At 55.4% G+C, this 16,843-nt stretch carries 17 protein-coding genes; 9 read left to right on the plus strand and 8 right to left on the minus strand.

Annotation, left to right across the window (positions count from 1 at the left end; genetic code table 11):
- Positions 1 to 37 precede the first annotated feature (37 nt).
- From ugpA to ugpQ, 4 genes are read left to right on the plus strand one after another with little or no spacing between them, the layout of a single operon-like run.
- Positions 38 to 925: a sn-glycerol-3-phosphate ABC transporter permease UgpA gene (ugpA, locus tag ACETPC_RS16600; protein WP_380183194.1), complete on the plus strand. Its 888-nt coding sequence runs from the start codon at positions 38 to 40 to the stop codon at positions 923 to 925.
- The gene (gene ugpE, locus ACETPC_RS16605; RefSeq protein WP_380183196.1) at positions 922 to 1,770 is read left to right on the plus strand and encodes a sn-glycerol-3-phosphate ABC transporter permease UgpE; all 849 of its coding nucleotides are present in this window, start codon (positions 922 to 924) and stop codon (positions 1,768 to 1,770) included. Before ugpA ends, ugpE begins: the two co-directional genes overlap by 4 nt.
- 1 nt (position 1,771) lies before the next feature.
- Positions 1,772 to 2,839 (plus strand): sn-glycerol-3-phosphate import ATP-binding protein UgpC, encoded by a 1,068-nt coding sequence (locus ACETPC_RS16610; RefSeq protein WP_380183198.1) that lies wholly within the window; start codon positions 1,772 to 1,774, stop codon positions 2,837 to 2,839.
- The gene (gene ugpQ / locus ACETPC_RS16615; RefSeq protein ID WP_380183200.1) at positions 2,836 to 3,597 is read left to right on the plus strand and encodes a glycerophosphodiester phosphodiesterase; all 762 of its coding nucleotides are present in this window, start codon (positions 2,836 to 2,838) and stop codon (positions 3,595 to 3,597) included. The genes ACETPC_RS16610 and ugpQ overlap by 4 nt, the downstream gene beginning before the upstream one ends.
- Positions 3,598 to 3,647: 50 nt before the next feature.
- On the opposite strand, the gene ACETPC_RS16620 is transcribed toward ugpQ, so the two are convergent.
- Entirely contained in the window at positions 3,648 to 3,941 is a 294-nt protein-coding gene (locus ACETPC_RS16620; protein WP_380183202.1) for a DUF2756 domain-containing protein, read from the minus strand.
- A gap of 156 nt (positions 3,942 to 4,097) precedes the next feature.
- Between ACETPC_RS16620 and ggt the strand changes: the two genes are divergently transcribed.
- Complete coding sequence (ggt, locus tag ACETPC_RS16625; protein WP_380183204.1) at positions 4,098 to 5,834, plus strand: gamma-glutamyltransferase; 1,737 nt, start codon at positions 4,098 to 4,100, stop codon at positions 5,832 to 5,834.
- Positions 5,835 to 5,901: 67 nt separating this feature from the next.
- On the opposite strand, the gene ACETPC_RS16630 is transcribed toward ggt, so the two are convergent.
- From ACETPC_RS16630 to ACETPC_RS16640, 3 genes are all read right to left on the minus strand, one after another.
- Positions 5,902 to 6,174 (minus strand): BrnA antitoxin family protein, encoded by a 273-nt coding sequence (locus ACETPC_RS16630; protein ID WP_380183206.1) that lies wholly within the window; start codon positions 6,172 to 6,174, stop codon positions 5,902 to 5,904.
- Complete coding sequence (locus tag ACETPC_RS16635) at positions 6,171 to 6,482, minus strand: BrnT family toxin (RefSeq protein ID WP_380183208.1); 312 nt, start codon at positions 6,480 to 6,482, stop codon at positions 6,171 to 6,173. Before ACETPC_RS16635 ends, ACETPC_RS16630 begins: the two co-directional genes overlap by 4 nt.
- Positions 6,483 to 6,617: 135 nt before the next feature.
- Positions 6,618 to 7,124, minus strand: coding sequence for a GNAT family N-acetyltransferase (locus ACETPC_RS16640; protein WP_380183210.1), 507 nt, complete (start codon positions 7,122 to 7,124; stop codon positions 6,618 to 6,620).
- A 378-nt stretch (positions 7,125 to 7,502) separates the two neighbouring features.
- Here ACETPC_RS16640 and ACETPC_RS16645 point away from each other — a divergent pair, with 378 nt between their 5' ends.
- Positions 7,503 to 8,198 carry a pirin family protein gene (locus tag ACETPC_RS16645; protein WP_380183212.1) on the plus strand — a complete coding sequence of 232 codons (696 nt, stop codon included), beginning with the start codon at positions 7,503 to 7,505 and terminating at the stop codon, positions 8,196 to 8,198.
- Positions 8,199 to 8,241: 43 nt separating this feature from the next.
- Here the strand turns inward: ACETPC_RS16645 and ACETPC_RS16650 are convergent, their stop codons facing one another.
- On the minus strand, positions 8,242 to 8,568 hold the full coding sequence (locus ACETPC_RS16650) for a DUF805 domain-containing protein (protein WP_380183214.1): 327 nt from the start codon (positions 8,566 to 8,568) through the stop codon (positions 8,242 to 8,244).
- A gap of 203 nt (positions 8,569 to 8,771) precedes the next feature.
- Between ACETPC_RS16650 and gntR the strand changes: the two genes are divergently transcribed.
- From gntR to gntU, 3 genes are all read left to right on the plus strand, one after another.
- Positions 8,772 to 9,767: a gluconate operon transcriptional repressor GntR gene (gntR, locus tag ACETPC_RS16655; RefSeq protein WP_380183216.1), complete on the plus strand. Its 996-nt coding sequence runs from the start codon at positions 8,772 to 8,774 to the stop codon at positions 9,765 to 9,767.
- Positions 9,768 to 9,971: 204 nt separating this feature from the next.
- Positions 9,972 to 10,505, plus strand: a complete 534-nt coding sequence (gene gntK, locus ACETPC_RS16660; RefSeq protein ID WP_380183218.1) for a gluconokinase — start codon at positions 9,972 to 9,974, stop codon at positions 10,503 to 10,505.
- Positions 10,506 to 10,511: 6 nt separating this feature from the next.
- The gene (gene gntU / locus ACETPC_RS16665) at positions 10,512 to 11,852 is read left to right on the plus strand and encodes a gluconate transporter (RefSeq protein ID WP_380183220.1); all 1,341 of its coding nucleotides are present in this window, start codon (positions 10,512 to 10,514) and stop codon (positions 11,850 to 11,852) included.
- Positions 11,853 to 11,897: 45 nt separating this feature from the next.
- Here the strand turns inward: gntU and ACETPC_RS16670 are convergent, their stop codons facing one another.
- The 3 genes from ACETPC_RS16670 to ACETPC_RS16680 are packed head-to-tail and all read right to left on the minus strand — an operon-like array spanning position 11,898 to position 16,740.
- Positions 11,898 to 13,145, minus strand: coding sequence for an HlyD family type I secretion periplasmic adaptor subunit (locus ACETPC_RS16670; protein ID WP_380183222.1), 1,248 nt, complete (start codon positions 13,143 to 13,145; stop codon positions 11,898 to 11,900).
- A 2-nt stretch (positions 13,146 to 13,147) separates the two neighbouring features.
- Positions 13,148 to 15,361, minus strand: a complete 2,214-nt coding sequence (locus tag ACETPC_RS16675; RefSeq protein WP_380183224.1) for a type I secretion system permease/ATPase — start codon at positions 15,359 to 15,361, stop codon at positions 13,148 to 13,150.
- Positions 15,352 to 16,740 carry a TolC family protein gene (locus ACETPC_RS16680; protein WP_380183226.1) on the minus strand — a complete coding sequence of 463 codons (1,389 nt, stop codon included), beginning with the start codon at positions 16,738 to 16,740 and terminating at the stop codon, positions 15,352 to 15,354. The genes ACETPC_RS16675 and ACETPC_RS16680 overlap by 10 nt, the downstream gene beginning before the upstream one ends.
- Positions 16,741 to 16,843: the final 103 nt, after the last annotated feature.

Raw genomic sequence — 16,843 nt, forward strand, 5'->3', positions numbered from 1 at the left:
GCGGCGTACAGACCGCTTTCACGTCCTGAGTTTTTTTATGTCCTCTTCACGTCCCGTTTTTCGCTCGCGCTGGCTACCTTATCTGCTGATGCTACCGCAGCTGCTGATCACCCTGATTTTCTTTCTCTGGCCCGCTGGCGAAGCCCTGTGGTATTCGGTGCAGCAGGTCGACCCTTTTGGCGTCTCCAGTACTTTTGTCGGCATGCAAAACTTTGCCCGGCTACTGGACGATGAGTATTACCTCGATTCGTTTAAAACCACCCTGATTTTCAGCGGGCTGGTTACCGTTATCGGCCTGACGCTCTCGCTGTTTTTAGCCGCGCTAACCGACCACGTACTGCGCCTGAAGCGTTTTTATCAAACGCTGTTTCTGCTGCCGTACGCGGTCGCGCCCGCCGTGGCCGCAGTACTGTGGATGTTTTTATTCAGCCCCGGCCAGGGCTTGATTACCCATTTTCTGGGCCAGCTGGGCTACAGCTGGAACCATGCGCAAAACAGCGGCCAGGCGCTGACGCTGGTGGTGCTGGCTTCCGTCTGGCAGCAAATGAGCTATAACTTCCTGTTTTTCTTTGCCGCTTTGCAATCGATACCCAAATCCCTGATCGAGGCGGCGGCCATCGACGGCGCAGGCCCGGTGCGGCGCTTCTTCCAGATATCATTGCCGCTGATTACGCCGGTGGGCTTCTTTCTGGTGGTAGTGAATCTGGTTTACGCCTTCTTTGACACTTTTCCGGTGATCGACGCCGCAACGGGCGGCGGGCCGGTGCAGTCCACCACTACGCTGATTTATAAAATCTATCGCGAAGGCTTTGCCGGTCTGGATCTCTCTTCCTCTTCCGCGCAGTCGGTGGTGCTGATGGTGCTGGTGATCGCGCTGACGGTAATCCAGTTCCGCTTTGTCGAGAAAAAGGTGCGCTACCAATGATTGAGAACCGACGCGGACTGACTCTTTTCAGTCACCTGATGCTGGCTTTGGGCGCGCTGACCGTGCTGTTTCCGCTTTATATCGCTTTTGTCGCCGCCACGCTGAACGATAATGAAGTGTTTCAGGTGCCGATGCCCCTGATCCCCGGCAGCTCGCTATGGCATAACGTCAGCGTTATCTGGCAGCACGGTATAGGGCAAAACAGCGCGCCTTTCAGCAGAATGCTGTTCAACAGCACCTTTATGGCGCTGGCCATCACCGTAGGGAAAATTTCAGTGTCGATACTTTCTGCGTTCGCGCTGGTTTGGTTCCGCTTTCCGCTACGCGGCCTCTTTTTCTGGCTGATTTTCATCACCCTGATGCTGCCGGTGGAAGTACGCATTTTCCCGACCGTAGAGGTGATCGCTGACCTGAAAATGCTGGACAGCTACAGCGGGCTGACGCTGCCATTGATGGCTTCCGCTACCGCCACCTTTCTGTTTCGTCAGTTCTTTATGACGCTGCCTGATGAGCTGATCGAGGCGGCGCGTATCGACGGTGCTGGCCCGATGCGTTTTTTCTGGGATATCGTCCTGCCGCTGTCGAAAACCAACCTGGCCGCGCTGTTTGTTATCACTTTTATTTACGGCTGGAATCAGTATCTCTGGCCGCTGCTGATTATCAATGAGGTCGATTTGGGCACCGCGGTCGCGGGCATCCGCAGCATGATTGGCAGCGGTGACGGCACCACCACGCAGTGGAATCTGGTGATGGCGGCGATGCTGCTGACTATGATCCCGCCGGTAGTGATTGTTTTAGTAATGCAGCGCGCTTTCGTTCGCGGGCTGGTGGAGAGTGAGAAATAACATGGCAGGCGTTAAGTTTCAGGCGGTCACCAAATCCTATGATGGTAAAAACCAGATTATTCAGCCGCTTGACGTGGATATCCGCGACGGTGAATTTATGGTGATGGTCGGGCCTTCCGGCTGCGGCAAATCTACGCTCTTGCGCATGGTCGCCGGGCTGGAGCAGGTCAGCAGCGGTGATATCTATATTGACCGCGAGCGGGTCACCGATCTGGAACCCAAAGATCGCGGCATTGCGATGGTATTCCAGAACTACGCCCTCTATCCGCATATGAGCGTCGAGCAGAACATGGCCTACGGCCTGAAAATTCGCGGCATGGGCAAAGAACACATTCGCCAGCGCGTGCTGGAAGCAGCGAAAAGCCTGGAGCTGGAAGCGCTATTGCATCGTCGACCGCGCGAGCTTTCCGGCGGCCAGCGGCAGCGCGTGGCGATGGGCCGCGCTATAGTGCGTGAACCGGCGGTGTTCCTGTTTGATGAGCCTTTATCGAACCTGGACGCGCGGCTGCGGGTGCAGATGAGACTTGAGTTACAACAGCTGCACCGTCGCCTGCAAACCACCAGCTTGTATGTCACGCACGATCAGGTCGAGGCGATGACGCTGGCGCAGCGGGTCATGGTAATGAACAAAGGCGTTCTGGAGCAGCTGGGAACGCCGGTAGAAATCTACGAGCGACCGGCCACGCGCTTTGTCGCCAGCTTTATCGGCGCGCCCGCTATGAACTTACTGGAAGGCGAAATCAGCCAGGACGGCGCAAGGCTAATGCTGGCGGAGAGCGCTATTCCGCTGCCGCAGCCCAAACAACAGTGGGCTGGTCGTCAGTTGACGCTGGGGATCCGGCCGGAGCATATTAAGCTGGCCGACCGGCACAGCGGGCTGGCGCTGGCGGTGGAAACGTTGGAGATGCTGGGCGCGGATAACCTGGCGCACGGCAAATGGGGCGACCACAATATGGTGGTGCGGCTGCCGCACGTTGAGCGCCCGGCTATCGGCAGCCTGCTGTGGCTGCATTTGCCGTCGGAGTCGCTACACTTCTTTGACACTTACAACGGACAACGGCTCGAATGACTATTAAAGCCTGGCCTTACCCGCCCATCGTCGCCCATCGCGGCGGCGGCAAGCTGGCCCCGGAAAATACCCTCGTCGGCATTGATACCGGCGCGCGTCTGGGCCATAAAATGATTGAATTTGACGTCAAGCTGTCGCTGGACGGCGAAATTTTTCTGCTGCATGACGACACGCTGGACCGAACCAGCAACGGCTGGGGCATTGCTGGCCAGCTACCCTGGGAAAAACTGATCCAGCTGGATGCGGGCGGCTGGTTTGGCAAAGATTTCACCGGCGAGCGGCTGCCGCTGCTTTCTCAGGTAGCGGAGCGCTGCGCCTCTTACGGCATGATGGCGAATATTGAGATCAAGCCGACTACCGGGCTGGAAGAAGAAACAGGCCGCGTAGTCGCGCTGGCGGCCCGCGAACTGTGGCAGCATCAAACTGCGCCGCTGCTTTCCTCGTTTTCTTATGAAGCGCTGCAAGCCGCTCAGCAGGCCGTGCCTGAACTGCCGCGCGGGCTGCTGCTGCATGAATGGCATGATGACTGGCAACAGTTAACCCAGCGGCTGGACTGCGTTTCGGTGCACTTCAATCATAAGGTGCTGAATCAGCAGCGAGTTGCGGTGCTAAAAGCGGCGGGCCTGAAGATTTTAGTTTATACGGTCAACCAGCCGGAAAGGGCAAGGGAATTGCTGAACTGGGGCGTTGATGCCATCTGCACTGACCGCATTGACCTGCTGACGGCGGATTTTGCGGCGCTTCAGGCTGGCGGATAGCTGGTTGGGATAAACGCGGCCTTTTGCCGTCCGGCCGCGTAGACGGAAACTTAATTATTATTCTGCTGCACCGGCGGCGAGGTAGCATTCCCCGGCTGGGATTGCAGCACTCGCTGGGAAGCACTGTTGCGCTGCTCCTGCACCTTACGCTGTAGCTGCTGGCTCTGCTGCTGCTGATCCTGGCGCAGCTTCAACTGCTGCTGTTGCTGCTGCGTCTGCATCTGCTGCTGCATACGTTGCGAACTGGGGTTGTAGCCCGGACGGTTTGGCTCATTATTGTTATTCAACATATTGGCCATGCTGGCGAAAGGCAGCAGCGCGGCGCATACGAGTAACCATTTCATTTTTCATCTCCCTGTTGCTGTTGCTTCAGTGTATGCCAGAGCGGCGGCACCAGCCTGCGTATTACTCTGAATTCGCGCGAATTCTCGCCTTTTTGCTTATTTTGTGCATAGTTAGAGACGGTAAACAAACGTAAATAATACTAATAAGAGGTTTCTATGGGCACTAAGCAGTTGGCAGTATCGCTGATGGCAGGGCTGTTCCTCTGGCAGGGCGCCATAGCGGCGCCAACCGCGCCGCCAATATCCTATGGCGTAGGCGCGGACACCTTTCATCCGGTTAAAGAGCAGCACGGTATGGTCGCCTCGGTAGATGCGCTGGCAACCCAGGCTGGTGTGGATGTGCTGAAGCGCGGCGGCAACGCGGTAGATGCGGCAATAGCAGTAGGCTACGCGCTGGCGGTTACGCATCCGCAGGCCGGAAATCTTGGCGGCGGCGGCTTTATGTTGATCCGCACCGCTTCCGGCCATACTACTGCGATCGACTTCCGCGAAATGGCACCGATCAAAGCCAGCCGCGATATGTTCCTGGACGCTCAGGGCAACGCCGACAGCAAAAAATCGCTGACTTCCCATCTCGCTTCCGGCGTGCCCGGCACCGTTGCCGGTTTTGCTTTAGCCAACAAAGAATACGGTACGCTGCCGCTGGCGCAGCTAATCGCTCCGGCAATCCAGCTGGCGGAAAAAGGTATAGTGGTCAACGAGGCGCTGGCGGATGATTTAAAGGTTTACGGCAAGGAAGTGCTGATTAATCATCCCAACAGTAAAGCTGTCTTTTATAAAGCGGACGGCCAGCCTTATGCGCGCGGCGAAAAGCTGGTGCAGCATAATCTTGCCCGTAGCCTGAAGCTGATCGCCACGCTGGGGCCGGATGCCTTCTATAAAGGCGCAATAGCCGACGAAATTGCAGCGGAAATGGCGGCCAACGGCGGCCTGATCGGTAAAGAGGATCTGGCTAACTATAAAGCCGTAGAGCGCAAGCCCATCAGCGGCACTTATCGCGGCTACGAGGTCTTCTCTATGCCGCCGCCATCGTCCGGCGGTATTCATATCGTGGAAATCCTCAATATTCTGGAAAACTTTGACCTGGCGAAAATGGGCTTTGGCAGCGCCGATGCAATGCAGGTCATGGCAGAGGCGGAGAAACATGCCTATGCCGATCGCTCGGAATACCTGGGCGATCCCGATTTTGTAAAGGTGCCGTGGCAGGCGCTGACCAACAAAGCCTATGCAAAATCGCTGGCGCAGCAAATCGACGTTAACAAGGCGCTGCCTTCCAGCGAGATCAAACCTGGCAAGCTCGCGCCTTACGAAAGCAACCAGACTACGCACTTTTCAGTAGTGGATAAGCAAGGCAACGCGGTCGCTGTCACCTATACGCTGAACACCTACTTCGGTAGCGGTATCGTGGCGGGCAAAAGCGGCATCCTGCTGAACAACGAAATGGACGATTTCTCCGCCAAGCCGGGTACGCCGAATATTTATGGCCTGGTTGGTGGCGAAGCCAATGCCGTGCAGCCTTACAAACGGCCGCTTTCTTCCATGTCGCCGACCATCGTTGCTAAAGACGGTAAAACCTGGCTGGTAACAGGCAGCCCGGGCGGCAGCCGGATTATTACTACGGTGCTGCAAATGGTAGTGAACAGCATTGATTTTGGAATGAACGTAGCAGAGGCAACCAATGCGCCGCGCTTCCATCATCAGTGGCTGCCGGATCAGCTGCGTGTGGAAAAAGGCTTCAGCCCCGATACGCTGAAACTGCTGGAAGAGAAAGGGCAACATGTGAAGGTACTGCCTGCGATGGGCAGCACGCAAAGCATTATGATTGGCCCGGACGGCACGCTATATGGCGCATCGGATCCGCGCTCCATTGACGATCTGACGGCGGGTTATTAAGAGTGGAAGGGCGCAGGGTTGCGCCCTGAACTTTAACTGCATCAACCCAGATTTCAGGGCAAAGCCTTTAATTGCTGTTCCTGTCATCTTCCATCGCTTCGCGCAGGATCTGGTTAAGGCGGGTCTGGTAGCCGGGGCCGGGTTGTTCTAACCAGTACAGAACATCAGCATCAATCCGCACCGTGCGCTGCTCTTTCCTGGGCCGGTAAAATTTGCCTCTTTCCGCTCTGTCCCAATTGTCGCCAGCTTTTTCCAGCGCCTGCGGAGACTTAGCGGCATCTTCAGTGGCTTTTTGTGAAGCTTTTGTTTTTAAAAGCTTAATCTGTTCCTGACGGTTCATTTTCGGTACCACCTGATTTCGCGAGGTTCAGCCAGTCGGGCCGAAATAATCCTGGTTGCATCATTACGCTCGGTTGTGACCACAACCAGAAGCGCGGTCGTTTCATCCAGCCACACTTCGCCTAAATGCCTGTGCCTTATCTCACCATACCAGGCAGAGGCATCTTTTACGGACAGCAGATTAGGGTCGCTAAATACTTCACAGGCGAGTTCGGAATGCACGCCATGCTTTTCAAGATTTGCAGCCAGCTTGTCCTTGTTCCATTCGTACTGCCAGCCGTTATGGATAAAACGCTCGGTATATGCCACGCACCTATCCTTGTACTTACATATTTGTAGTTACAGTATAGTCTTTTTTTTGCGCAATAAAAGCACTTTATCTCAGGAACAGACCCCGATCCGGACAGGCTGAGGTTGTTGGCAGCGAAAGGGGCTGGCCCATGCTTATTCGTTTACAGGCGGCCTGAACCTTGCCATATAAAGCGCGTCTACCAGCTTGCCGTTGCGCATGGCGAAGCGCCTCGCCCTGCCTTCTGTTTCAAAGCCAAAACGCTGATAAAGCCCGACTGCAACCTCATTGTCGGCAAAAACCGTCAGCTCTATTCTTTCTACGTTTAGCCAGTTATCACACAGGCTAATCATCTCGCGCATTAAAGCCGACGCTACGCCACGGCCACGAAAATGATAATCAACGCACAGGCCGAACGTCGCCGTGTGCCGCCGCCGTGCGCGGTTGTTTACCTCCAGATAAAGATCGCCGACCACCTGCTGGTCAATGCAGGCCACCAGCCGCTGCGTACCGGGCTGAAAATTCTGCAACCTTTCCTGAGTAAGCTGAAGCGAAGGATGAGGAATTTGCAGAGTATCGGCATAAGTCTCCGGCTGGCTTAACATACGGTACAGCGCAGCGGCGTCTTCAACAGCGGCATGTCTTATCGCAATCTCGCTCATTTCCTGCTCCTTTGGGGTATTTCCTTCCTAAATTCATGGGATTTACCCAAAAAATCAAGGAAAAAAAGCGCGAAAAACTTTACAAGTGCGAATGATAATGATTATTATTGTCATGCGTTTTCGATACGGACTTCACGGACCGGTCGGGAAGGCACGACATTGCTCACATTGCTTCCAGTTTTACTTAGCCAGCTCGGGTGCTGGCTTTTTTTTTGCCTGAAAATGGTACGCTCGCTCCTTACCTGAACCTTTGCGCAAATGGCCTGAATAGCCGTCGGTCGTTTAGTCGAATAATTTGAACAGAGGAGACAATTTTCTCCGCTATCTTCCTTTCCGTCGCAGGCGCAGACTAGCTGAAAACGTTGAGGAGGATTGAATATGATTTATTTACGCAAAGCAGAAGATCGCGGTCACGCTAACCACGGCTGGCTGGACAGCTGGCATACGTTCTCCTTCGCTAACTACTACGACGCCAACTTTATGGGCTTTTCGGCGCTGCGAGTGATTAACGAAGATGTGATCGACGCGGGTCAGGGCTTTGGTACCCATCCGCATAAAGATATGGAAATCCTGACCTACGTGCTTTCCGGCACGGTCGAGCACCAGGACAGCATGGGCAATAAAGAGCAGATCCCGGCAGGCGAGTTTCAGATTATGAGCGCCGGTACCGGCGTACGTCACTCTGAATACAACGCCAGCAAAGAAGTGCCGCTGCATCTCTATCAGATCTGGATTATCCCGGAAAGCACCGGTATCACGCCGCGCTATGACCAGCGTCGTTTCGCTGATATCCAGGGCCGCCAGCTGATCCTGTCGCCGGATGCGCGGGAAGGCTCGCTGAAGGTTTATCAGGATATGACGCTCTCTCGCTGGGTGTTGGAACAGGGCGAGCAGGATAGCGTACAGGTTGATCCGAACCGCCGTGTCTGGATCCAGGTCGTGAAGGGCGATGTTACCGTCAACGGTGAGAAAGCGGGCACCAGCGACGCCTTCGCTATCTGGGACGAAGCCACCCTGAGCCTGGAAGCCGCCAGCGACGCCGAAGTGTTACTGTTTGATCTGCCGCCGGTTTAAGACAAAAAGCTAACCACAGGGCGCAACATACTGCGCCCTTTCTTTATGATAGCTGCTGGTTTTTTGCCGAAGCCGGAAAAATTAAAAACGGAATTAGCAGATAAGGCGCGATAACCAGTAAAACGATAACGCCGCGCGAATAGCCCGCATCGTTTATTCGGCGCACGGCGCAGGCTAAACCAGGTAAAATAAACAGCAGCAGCGCGATAAAGCTTATTTCGTTATCCGCAGCGGTAAACCAGTTCAGATAGCTACAAAACCATAAAAGCTGAAAAGAGAGGAAAACCAGATAACGTCCACGTGTTTCCCGCTCATCATAGTTAAAGCTTTTTAGCAGATTCTCTTTGATTACATGCAATAACCAGGGCATCTCTTGTCTCAGTAAAAATCGAACGGCAGATCATAATAACCAGAGCCAGGCCGCTGATAAAGACAGGCCGATTAGCGACAGCCCGGCAATCGTACTCTGGCCAGCTTGCGCCCGCACTTTGCAAAAGGTCTGATACTGGCGCTCCCCGTTTTCCCGGCTTTTTTGTTACACTCAGTTTCTCTTCCCCTGACTCGCTGAAAACAATGAAGAAAAAAAGACCGGTGCTACAGGACGTTGCCGATCGCGTGGGCATCACCAAGATGACCGTCAGCCGTTATCTGCGCAACCCCGATCAGGTTTCCGTCGCCTTACAGAGCCGTATCGCCGCCGCGCTGGACGAACTGGGCTATATTCCCAACCGTGCGCCGGATATTTTATCTAACGCCACCAGCCGGGCGATTGGCGTGCTGCTGCCTTCACTCACCAACCAGGTATTTGCGGACGTGCTGCGTGGTATCGAAGCGGTAACCGATGCGGCGGGTTATCAGACCATGCTCGGCCACTTTGGCTACAGCGCAGAGAAAGAAGAGCTGCAGATGCGTTCGCTGCTGGGCTGGAATATCGACGGGTTAATCCTGACCGAACGCACCCACACGCCAGCGAGCCTGCGCATGATTGAAACAGCGGGCATCCCGGTGCTGGAGATGATGGACTGCGTCTCGCCGTGCCTGGATCTGGCTGTAGGGTTTGATAACGTCGAGGCGGCGCGGCAAATGACGCACGCAATCCTGCGGAAAGGACATCGCCGCACGGTATATCTTGGCGCACGGCTGGATGAGCGTACCTTGCTGAAACACCAGGGTTACGAACAGGCAATGCGCGAGGCGAACCTTGAACCGCGCAGCATTATGATGGAAGAGGCTTCGTCGTTCTCAATGGGCGGCACGCTGCTGCTGGAGGCGCAAAGGCGCTATCCCGGCACCGACAGTCTGTTTTGCACCAACGATGATTTAGCCGTCGGCGCGATGTTCGAATGCCAGCGGCAGGGGCTGCGCGTACCGGAAGATATGGCGATAGCGGGCTTCCACGGTCACGATATCACTCAGGTCGTTACGCCAGAATTGGCGACAGTGCTGACGCCGCGCGAAAAAATGGGGCAGGTTTCCGCCTCGTTGCTGCTGGCAAGAATACGCGGCGAGCAGACGGGATCGCAGCAAATCGACCTGGGTTTTACCATTTCCGAAGGCGGCAGTATCTGAAGCGGTAGGGCCGATAACCTCGGCTCTTTGTCTCTTTGTGCCGCTAACACTCCTAATCTGTCATTTTTTTGAACCACCTCACATTTACCAGCTTTTTCCCGTCCAGCTGTTGCCATACTTCACAGGCGTCCAGACAATGTTACCGATAACAACATAACGCTAACATCATGGGCTGGCCCCTGACATCTTCGCCGGAGTAGAACAATGAACAAATTACCTGCGTCCAATCATGTGTTTGTGCTGATGGGCGTTTCCGGCAGCGGCAAATCCGCCGTTGCCAACGCCGTGGCTTACCACCTGAAAGCGGCCTTTCTGGATGGCGACTTCCTGCACCCTCGCAGCAACATTCAAAAAATGGCGGAAGGACATCCGCTGAACGATGAAGATCGCCAGCCCTGGCTGAAAGCGATCAACGATGCCGCTTTCGCTATGCAGCGCACCAACCAGGTCTCGCTGATCGTCTGCTCTTCGCTGAAGCAGAGCTATCGTGACATCCTGCGCGAAGGCAACGACAACCTTTCTTTTGTCTATCTGAAGGGCGATTTCGATACTATCGAGTCCCGTCTGCGCGCGCGCAAAGGGCATTTCTTTAAGCCGCAAATGCTGGTAACGCAGTTTGAAACGCTGCAGGAGCCGGGCAGCGACGAGCGCGACGTACTGGTCGTGGATATCAACCAGACGCTGGATGAAGTTGTGGCTGCCACTATCGCCACCATCGAAGGTGCGATAAACAAGTAGGAAGTCATGGCAACTGCAACACTGGTATTAACGGCGGCGGGCTCTGTCCTGCTGCTGCTGTTTTTGGTGATGAAAGCCCGTATGCACGCCTTTCTGGCGCTGATGCTGGTTTCCGTCGGCGCGGGGATTTTTTCCGGCATGCGGCTGGAAGATATCGCCACTACCATGCAAAAAGGCATGGGCGGCACCCTGGGCTTCCTGGCTGTGGTAGTGGCGCTGGGCGCAATGTTTGGCAAAATCCTGCATGAAACCGGCGCGGTCGATCAAATCGCAATCAAGATGCTGAAAACTTTTGGCGAAAGCCGGGCGCACTATGCGATGGGCATCGCTGGTTTGATCTGCGCGCTGCCGCTGTTCTTTGAGGTGGCGGTAGTGCTGCTGATTAGCATTGCTTTTGCCGTGGCGCGCCGCACCGGTGACAACCTGGTCAAACTGGTGATCCCGCTGTTTGCTGGCGTGGCCGCTGCCGCTGCCTTTCTGCTGCCTGGTCCGGCGCCGATGCTGCTGGCTTCGCAGATGCATGTCGACTTCGGCTGGATGATCCTGCTGGGCGTCTGCGCCGCTATTCCCAGCATGCTGATTGCCGGGCCGCTGTTCGGGAGTTTTATCAGCCGACGCGTACAGTTTACTCTGCCTACAGAGACCAACCAGCCGGAGTTCGAAGAGCATAAGCTGCCGTCATTCGGCTTCAGCCTGTCGCTGATCCTGTTTCCGCTGGTGCTGGTCGGCCTGAAAACCATTGGCGCGCGCTTTGCCACTGAAGGCACTTCGCTTTATGAGTGGCTGGAGTTTATTGGCCATCCGTTTATCGCCATCCTGCTCGCTTGCCTGCTGGCTATTTATGGTCTGGCATATCGTCAGGGTATGGATAAAGAGCGCGTCATGCAGATTTGCGGCAGCGCGCTACAGCCTGCGGGGATTATTCTGTTGGTGATCGGCGCGGGCGGCGTGTTTAAGCAGGTGCTGGTAGATTCGGGCGTTGGCCCGGCGCTGGGCAACGCTTTGACCGGCGCGGGCTTACCTGTTGCACTGGCCTGCTTTATTCTGGCGGGCGCGGTGCGCATCATTCAGGGTTCCGCGACGGTAGCCTGCCTGACGGCGGTCGGCCTGATTATGCCGGTGATTGAGCCGCTGCACTATTCCGGCGCGCAGATGGCGGCATTATCTATCTGTATCGCTGGCGGATCGATTATTTTCAGCCACGTTAACGACGCGGGCTTCTGGCTGTTTGGCCGCTTTACCGGCGCCACCGAAGGCCAGACGCTGAAAACCTGGACGCTGATGGAAACCATTCTGGGCACCACCGGCGCGATTGTCGGTATGGTTGCCTTCGAGCTGCTTTCCTGATTGGCAGAGGCATTCGCCTCTGCCTGGCCCGCCGGCAGGCGGGCTTTATTTTTCCCGGAACGCTTCTTGCACCCTTAACAGCGGCCGTAGCATATAGCTGAGCAACGACTTTTGTCCGGTGCGGATATCAACGGTAGCCGTCATGCCTGGAATGATCTCCAGCTTTTTACTGCCCTCTTTAGTCAGCGTATTGTTGGTGGTGCGCACCACTACCCGATAGTAACTGGTATCCATGCCGGGACGGGCGGCCGCTTTGTTTTCTTCATCCTTTAGCGTGCCGGAACTGATCAGCTCTACGTGGCCGTGCAGGCCGCCATAAACCGAATAGTCATAGGCGGAAAGCTTGACTACCGCTTCCTGGCCTGGCGCCAGAAAAGCGATATCGGAAGGTTTTATTTTTGCCTCCACCAGCAGCGAGTCATTCAACGGCGTAATGCTCATAATCTCCGCGCCGGGCTGAATAACGCCGCCGAGCGTATTGATTCGTACGTTATTAACCACGCCGTGAACCGGAGAGCGCAGCTCCGTACGGACAAGCGTATCTTGTCTGCCGTGTGCCGTTTCTTCCAAACCTGCCAGCTCGGTTTCCACTTTAGTGAGTTCTGCTGTCGCTTCCGAAATATAACGGTTGCGCCGCTCGGTAATTTGCAGCGTGATATCGTTAGCCTGGCGTTCCAGTTTAAAAACTTCGGCTTCGGAAAGTAGCCGTTTCGCCGCCAGTGAACGCGCCATTTTCAGCTCTTTTTCCAGCAGCTTCTGGCTTTTCAGATAGCCCGCCAGCGACTCTTCCAGCGCGCGGCGGCGTACGCGCCAGGCCTCGGTTTCACGCTTTACCAGCTCTTCGTGCGGCTGAATTTCGGCCGTGAAAGTTAGCGTGGCCTTGCCCAGAATTTCCGCATCCAGCCTTTCCGACTGGGCCTTCAGCGCCAGCATACGGTTGGCGCTTTCCCGGAAAGAAGCCGCTGCACGGGTGGGATCGATACGGGCGACAATCTGGCCTTTTTCCACCGTATCGCCTTCGTGCACTAAAAGATCCTGCAAAATTCCGCCTTCCAGACTTTGCAAAATCTGTTCGCGCGAGCTGGGGATAATGCGGGCGCTGCCGGTCGTAATTTCCTCCAGCTCAAAGTTAGCCGCCCACACCAGCGTGAGCATCAGCATCGCCACGCTGCCCCAAAAAATATAGAGCCAGCCGTCCCAGCGATCTTTGGCCGCCGTGCGCACCAGCTCGCTGGCGATAAGCGGCGTAATTTCCTCGGTTTTACCGGAAAAAAGTTGTCGGAATTTTTTCATTATTACGCCTCCACGACACCGCTATATGCCTGCTGGTTTCTCAGGGCAGAGGCGGAAGGGACTTTGCCGCTGTTCAGCAGCTCCAGAACCTGCTGCTTTTCGCCGTCCGCTACCTTCATTCCGCCGTCCATCACTATCACCCGGTCGACATACTGCAGAATGGCCGGACGATGGGTAACAATAACCACCGTGCGCCCGGCAATAGCAGAAGAGATCGCCTCTAAAACCGCCCGCTCCGAGCCCATATCCATACCGGAAGTTGGCTCGTCAAGCAGTAGGATTTGCGGCCGGCCCAGCAGAGCGCGCGTAAGGGAAATAGCCTGCTTTTGCCCGCCGGAAAGGTTATCGCCACGCTCGCCGATCGGCATCCCGTAGCCCATTGGATGAGCGGCGGCGATGTCGTTAACGCCGGTCATTTCAGCTGCACGCATCATCTCTTCATCGCTGACGGAAGGCGCGCCCAGCAGTAGGTTGTCGCGCAAAGTGCCGAACATCATGCGGGCATCCTGACTAACCAGCGCCACCTGGGATCGCAGCTCGGCAGGCGAAATCTGACGGGTATCCACGCCAGCTAAAGTAACGGAACCCGCTGTAGGCTGATAAAGCCCGACCAGCAGCCGCAGCAGGGAAGATTTGCCGCTGCCGATTTTGCCTAATATGGCAATTTTTTCACCAGGCTGGATCTTCAGCGCCAGGTTATCGATAACAGGCGGCAAATCCGGCTTGTAGCGCAGCGAGAGGCCCGAGCAGAGGATTTCGGGCGCCGCGCCCGTGGGCAACTGGACATACACTTTGTCCCGGCTGTATTCCGGTTCGGCAGCCATAAATTTTTCCAGGATCTGAAAAGAGGTTCTGGCCTGCTGAAAGCGAAGCGCCAGCGCGGCAAGCGTGCTGACGGGCATAATGGCTCTTCCCATCAGCGTCATAGTGGCGATGATGCCGCCCATAGAGATTTCGCCGTCGCCGACCAGATAGGCTCCCCAGACCAGCAGCCCCACGGTGCCGAACTGCTGGATAAGCTGAATCAGCGTCGTGCCGGCCGTGGATAAAAAGCGCGCTTTCATGGAAACTGCCGACAGCCTGACGCTGGCGGTATCGTGTTTGGCAGCGAGATGATTCTCTGCCCGCAGCGCTTTGATGGTTTCCAGATTGTCCAGCGTCTCCATAACCAGGCCGTGCCGGTTGCTGCCGATTTTCATTGAGGCCTCGGCATGTCGCCTGAGCGGTATCTGCATTAATAGCGCGATGCCCGCTACGGTAAGCAGGATCAGCAGTACGCACCACACCAGCGGCCCGGCGACGAACCAGATAACCAGCAGAAACAGCAGTACAAAGGGTAAATCGGCTACGGCGGTTAAGGCCGCTGAGGTCACTAAATCGCGCACGCTTTCAAAACTTTGCATCACGTTGCCAAAGGCGCCATTGGACTGCGCACGGTTTTCCATTCTGCCGTTAAGGACGTGACGGAAAATGCGCGCGCCCAGCAGTAGATCGATCTTTTTTCCGGCGCGATCGGTGATCCAGGCTCGTGTCAGGCGTGCGGCCAGCTCAAAAACCAGCGCCATACTGACGCCGATCGCCAGCGTCCACAGCGTGACGTAGGTTTGATTCGGCAACACGCGGTTATAAACGGTCATGGTGAAAATGGACATTGCCAGCGCCAGCATATTGATGACGACCGAGAGCGCGGCGGCCTCGGCAATATAGCGGCGAAAATTCCAGAGCGTGCTCCAGAACCAGTGCTTGCCGCGGGTGACGATAAGGTCATCCGCCCGCCGATCGTCGTGATGCAAAGGGCGGAACAGCAAAATCCGTCCGCTATAGCTCAGCGCCAGCGCGGCGGTATCCATAGCGACGGGGTGAGAGCCAAGCTCGGGCAGGATCACCCGGCACTCTTTTTCGCCATATTCGCACAGCACGATAAAACTCTCGTTCAGCTCCAGAACGGCGGGTAAAAAGGCGGGATTCAACGCCTGCAGAGCCGCCGACTGCCAGGCGGCCTGCAGGCCCGACTTTTGGAATGCGTCGAGTAACCAGCGACGATAAATAGCCTGGTCACTGCCCGCCGCAACGGCAGGCAGGCCATCCTGAATTTCATGAGGTGACGCCCGTAGGTTAAACAGGCGTATAGCATATTCCACAACCTTAACTAATTCAGGCGCGTGCAGTTCTGCTGAATAAGCCGCGGTATCATGCGTATTTTCTTTTATTTCCACGGCCAGGCCCTCAGGTTATTATTTTCGACTGTCAACATATTTTCCCCAGGTTCCGTCGCGGGTTTGGTTATAGCGGTTTGGCTCTCTTTGAACGGATTTTTGCCTGCGCTATTATTTACCGGTGCAGGTCGCCGAATATTATTCAACGCTCTTTTATTTATTTCATATTGCCCGAGGTTTTTGTTAAGCACAGGCGCGGAAAGAGTAGGGCGATCCTTTATTAATTTACTAATACGGCCAAGCGCAGACATAATTTTCCACTGAGTAGCGACATACTGCACCTGATTATCCTCATAGCTCGCCATACTGGCGTAATAGTCGCTGATAAAAGAGATTAAATCGGTCAGCGGCCTTCTGCCGGCGAGAAACTGTTCTTCACCGGCTTCTAATGTCTTTTTCGCGACTGCCGTCTGGGTTTCTAACGTGGCAAGCTGTTTTTCCCGTAGCGGCAATGAAACCCAAAGCTGGCGTAGCTCCTGCGTCAGGCTTCTTTTGGTCGCTTCAAGCTCGGCGTCGGCGGCAGAAAGGCGCAGCGCCTGGCTTTTTTCATTAGCGGCTCCGCTTCCGCCATCGAAAAGATCGATATCCGTGCTGAACTGTAGCGTCGTCGTTTTAAAGAGCTCGATATCGCCGTTCCGGCGAGGACTGTCCATACTAAGCTGAACTTTCCACTGCGGGCGGTTCCATTTCGCTGCCTGCCTGGCGGTAGCCTCGGCTTCGTCACGTTTGAACTTGCTGGCGGCAAGGCTGGGATGCTCTTTAAGCAGCTGCTCCGCCTGCTCCAGCGAGGCAGGAAAAAGCCCGGCTTTTTTTAAATCAGGCAGCTCATGCGTCAGAGAAACGTTTTCCTGCAGTAGCTGGCTGAGCTGTTTCCACGCCTGCTGGCCGGAAATATCCCGGGTTTCCTTGCTGACGAGTGCTGAATTTAGCCTTGCTTCGACCTGGTTGATTTCAAAAGCCCGGCCTGGATCGATAGCGGCGATTTTTTTTATCCGGTCGCGTAAGTCTGTTAGCGCTTTGATTTGTTCATCCATGACCGCGCCCATTTTTGCATCGCTTAAAGCCGTGACGTACCAGGTCAGGATCTGTTTCTGTACCGATTCCCGCGTGGCGATGGTTTGCGCCTGCTGCATATAATAAGCCGCTTCACGTCCATTAATTGCTGCATCGGCGCGGCCGTGGTCATAAAGAATTTTACTGGCGCTAACATGAGGTGAAAAAAGCGTATTTTCATACCCGCTGCTTTGCCCGGCATAGCCTACCGCGCTGACGCCCGCGCTAACTTTTAAGCTGTTGGCGGCTTTAGCCTGGTCTATATCCGAAAGCGCGGCGCTGGCAGAATTCTCTGCGGAAAGAATAGCGGGATGATTATCCGCCATTCTTAATAATTCCGTAAATTCCGTTGCGCTGGCGCTGGCGGAGACTAAAGCCAGGGCAGCGGCTACGGATACAGCAAATAAATGCTTTCTGGTGGTCAATTTT

It is taken from the genome of Pantoea sp. sgz302252 (assembly GCF_042610525.1).
Taxonomy (GTDB): domain Bacteria; phylum Pseudomonadota; class Gammaproteobacteria; order Enterobacterales; family Enterobacteriaceae; genus Erwinia.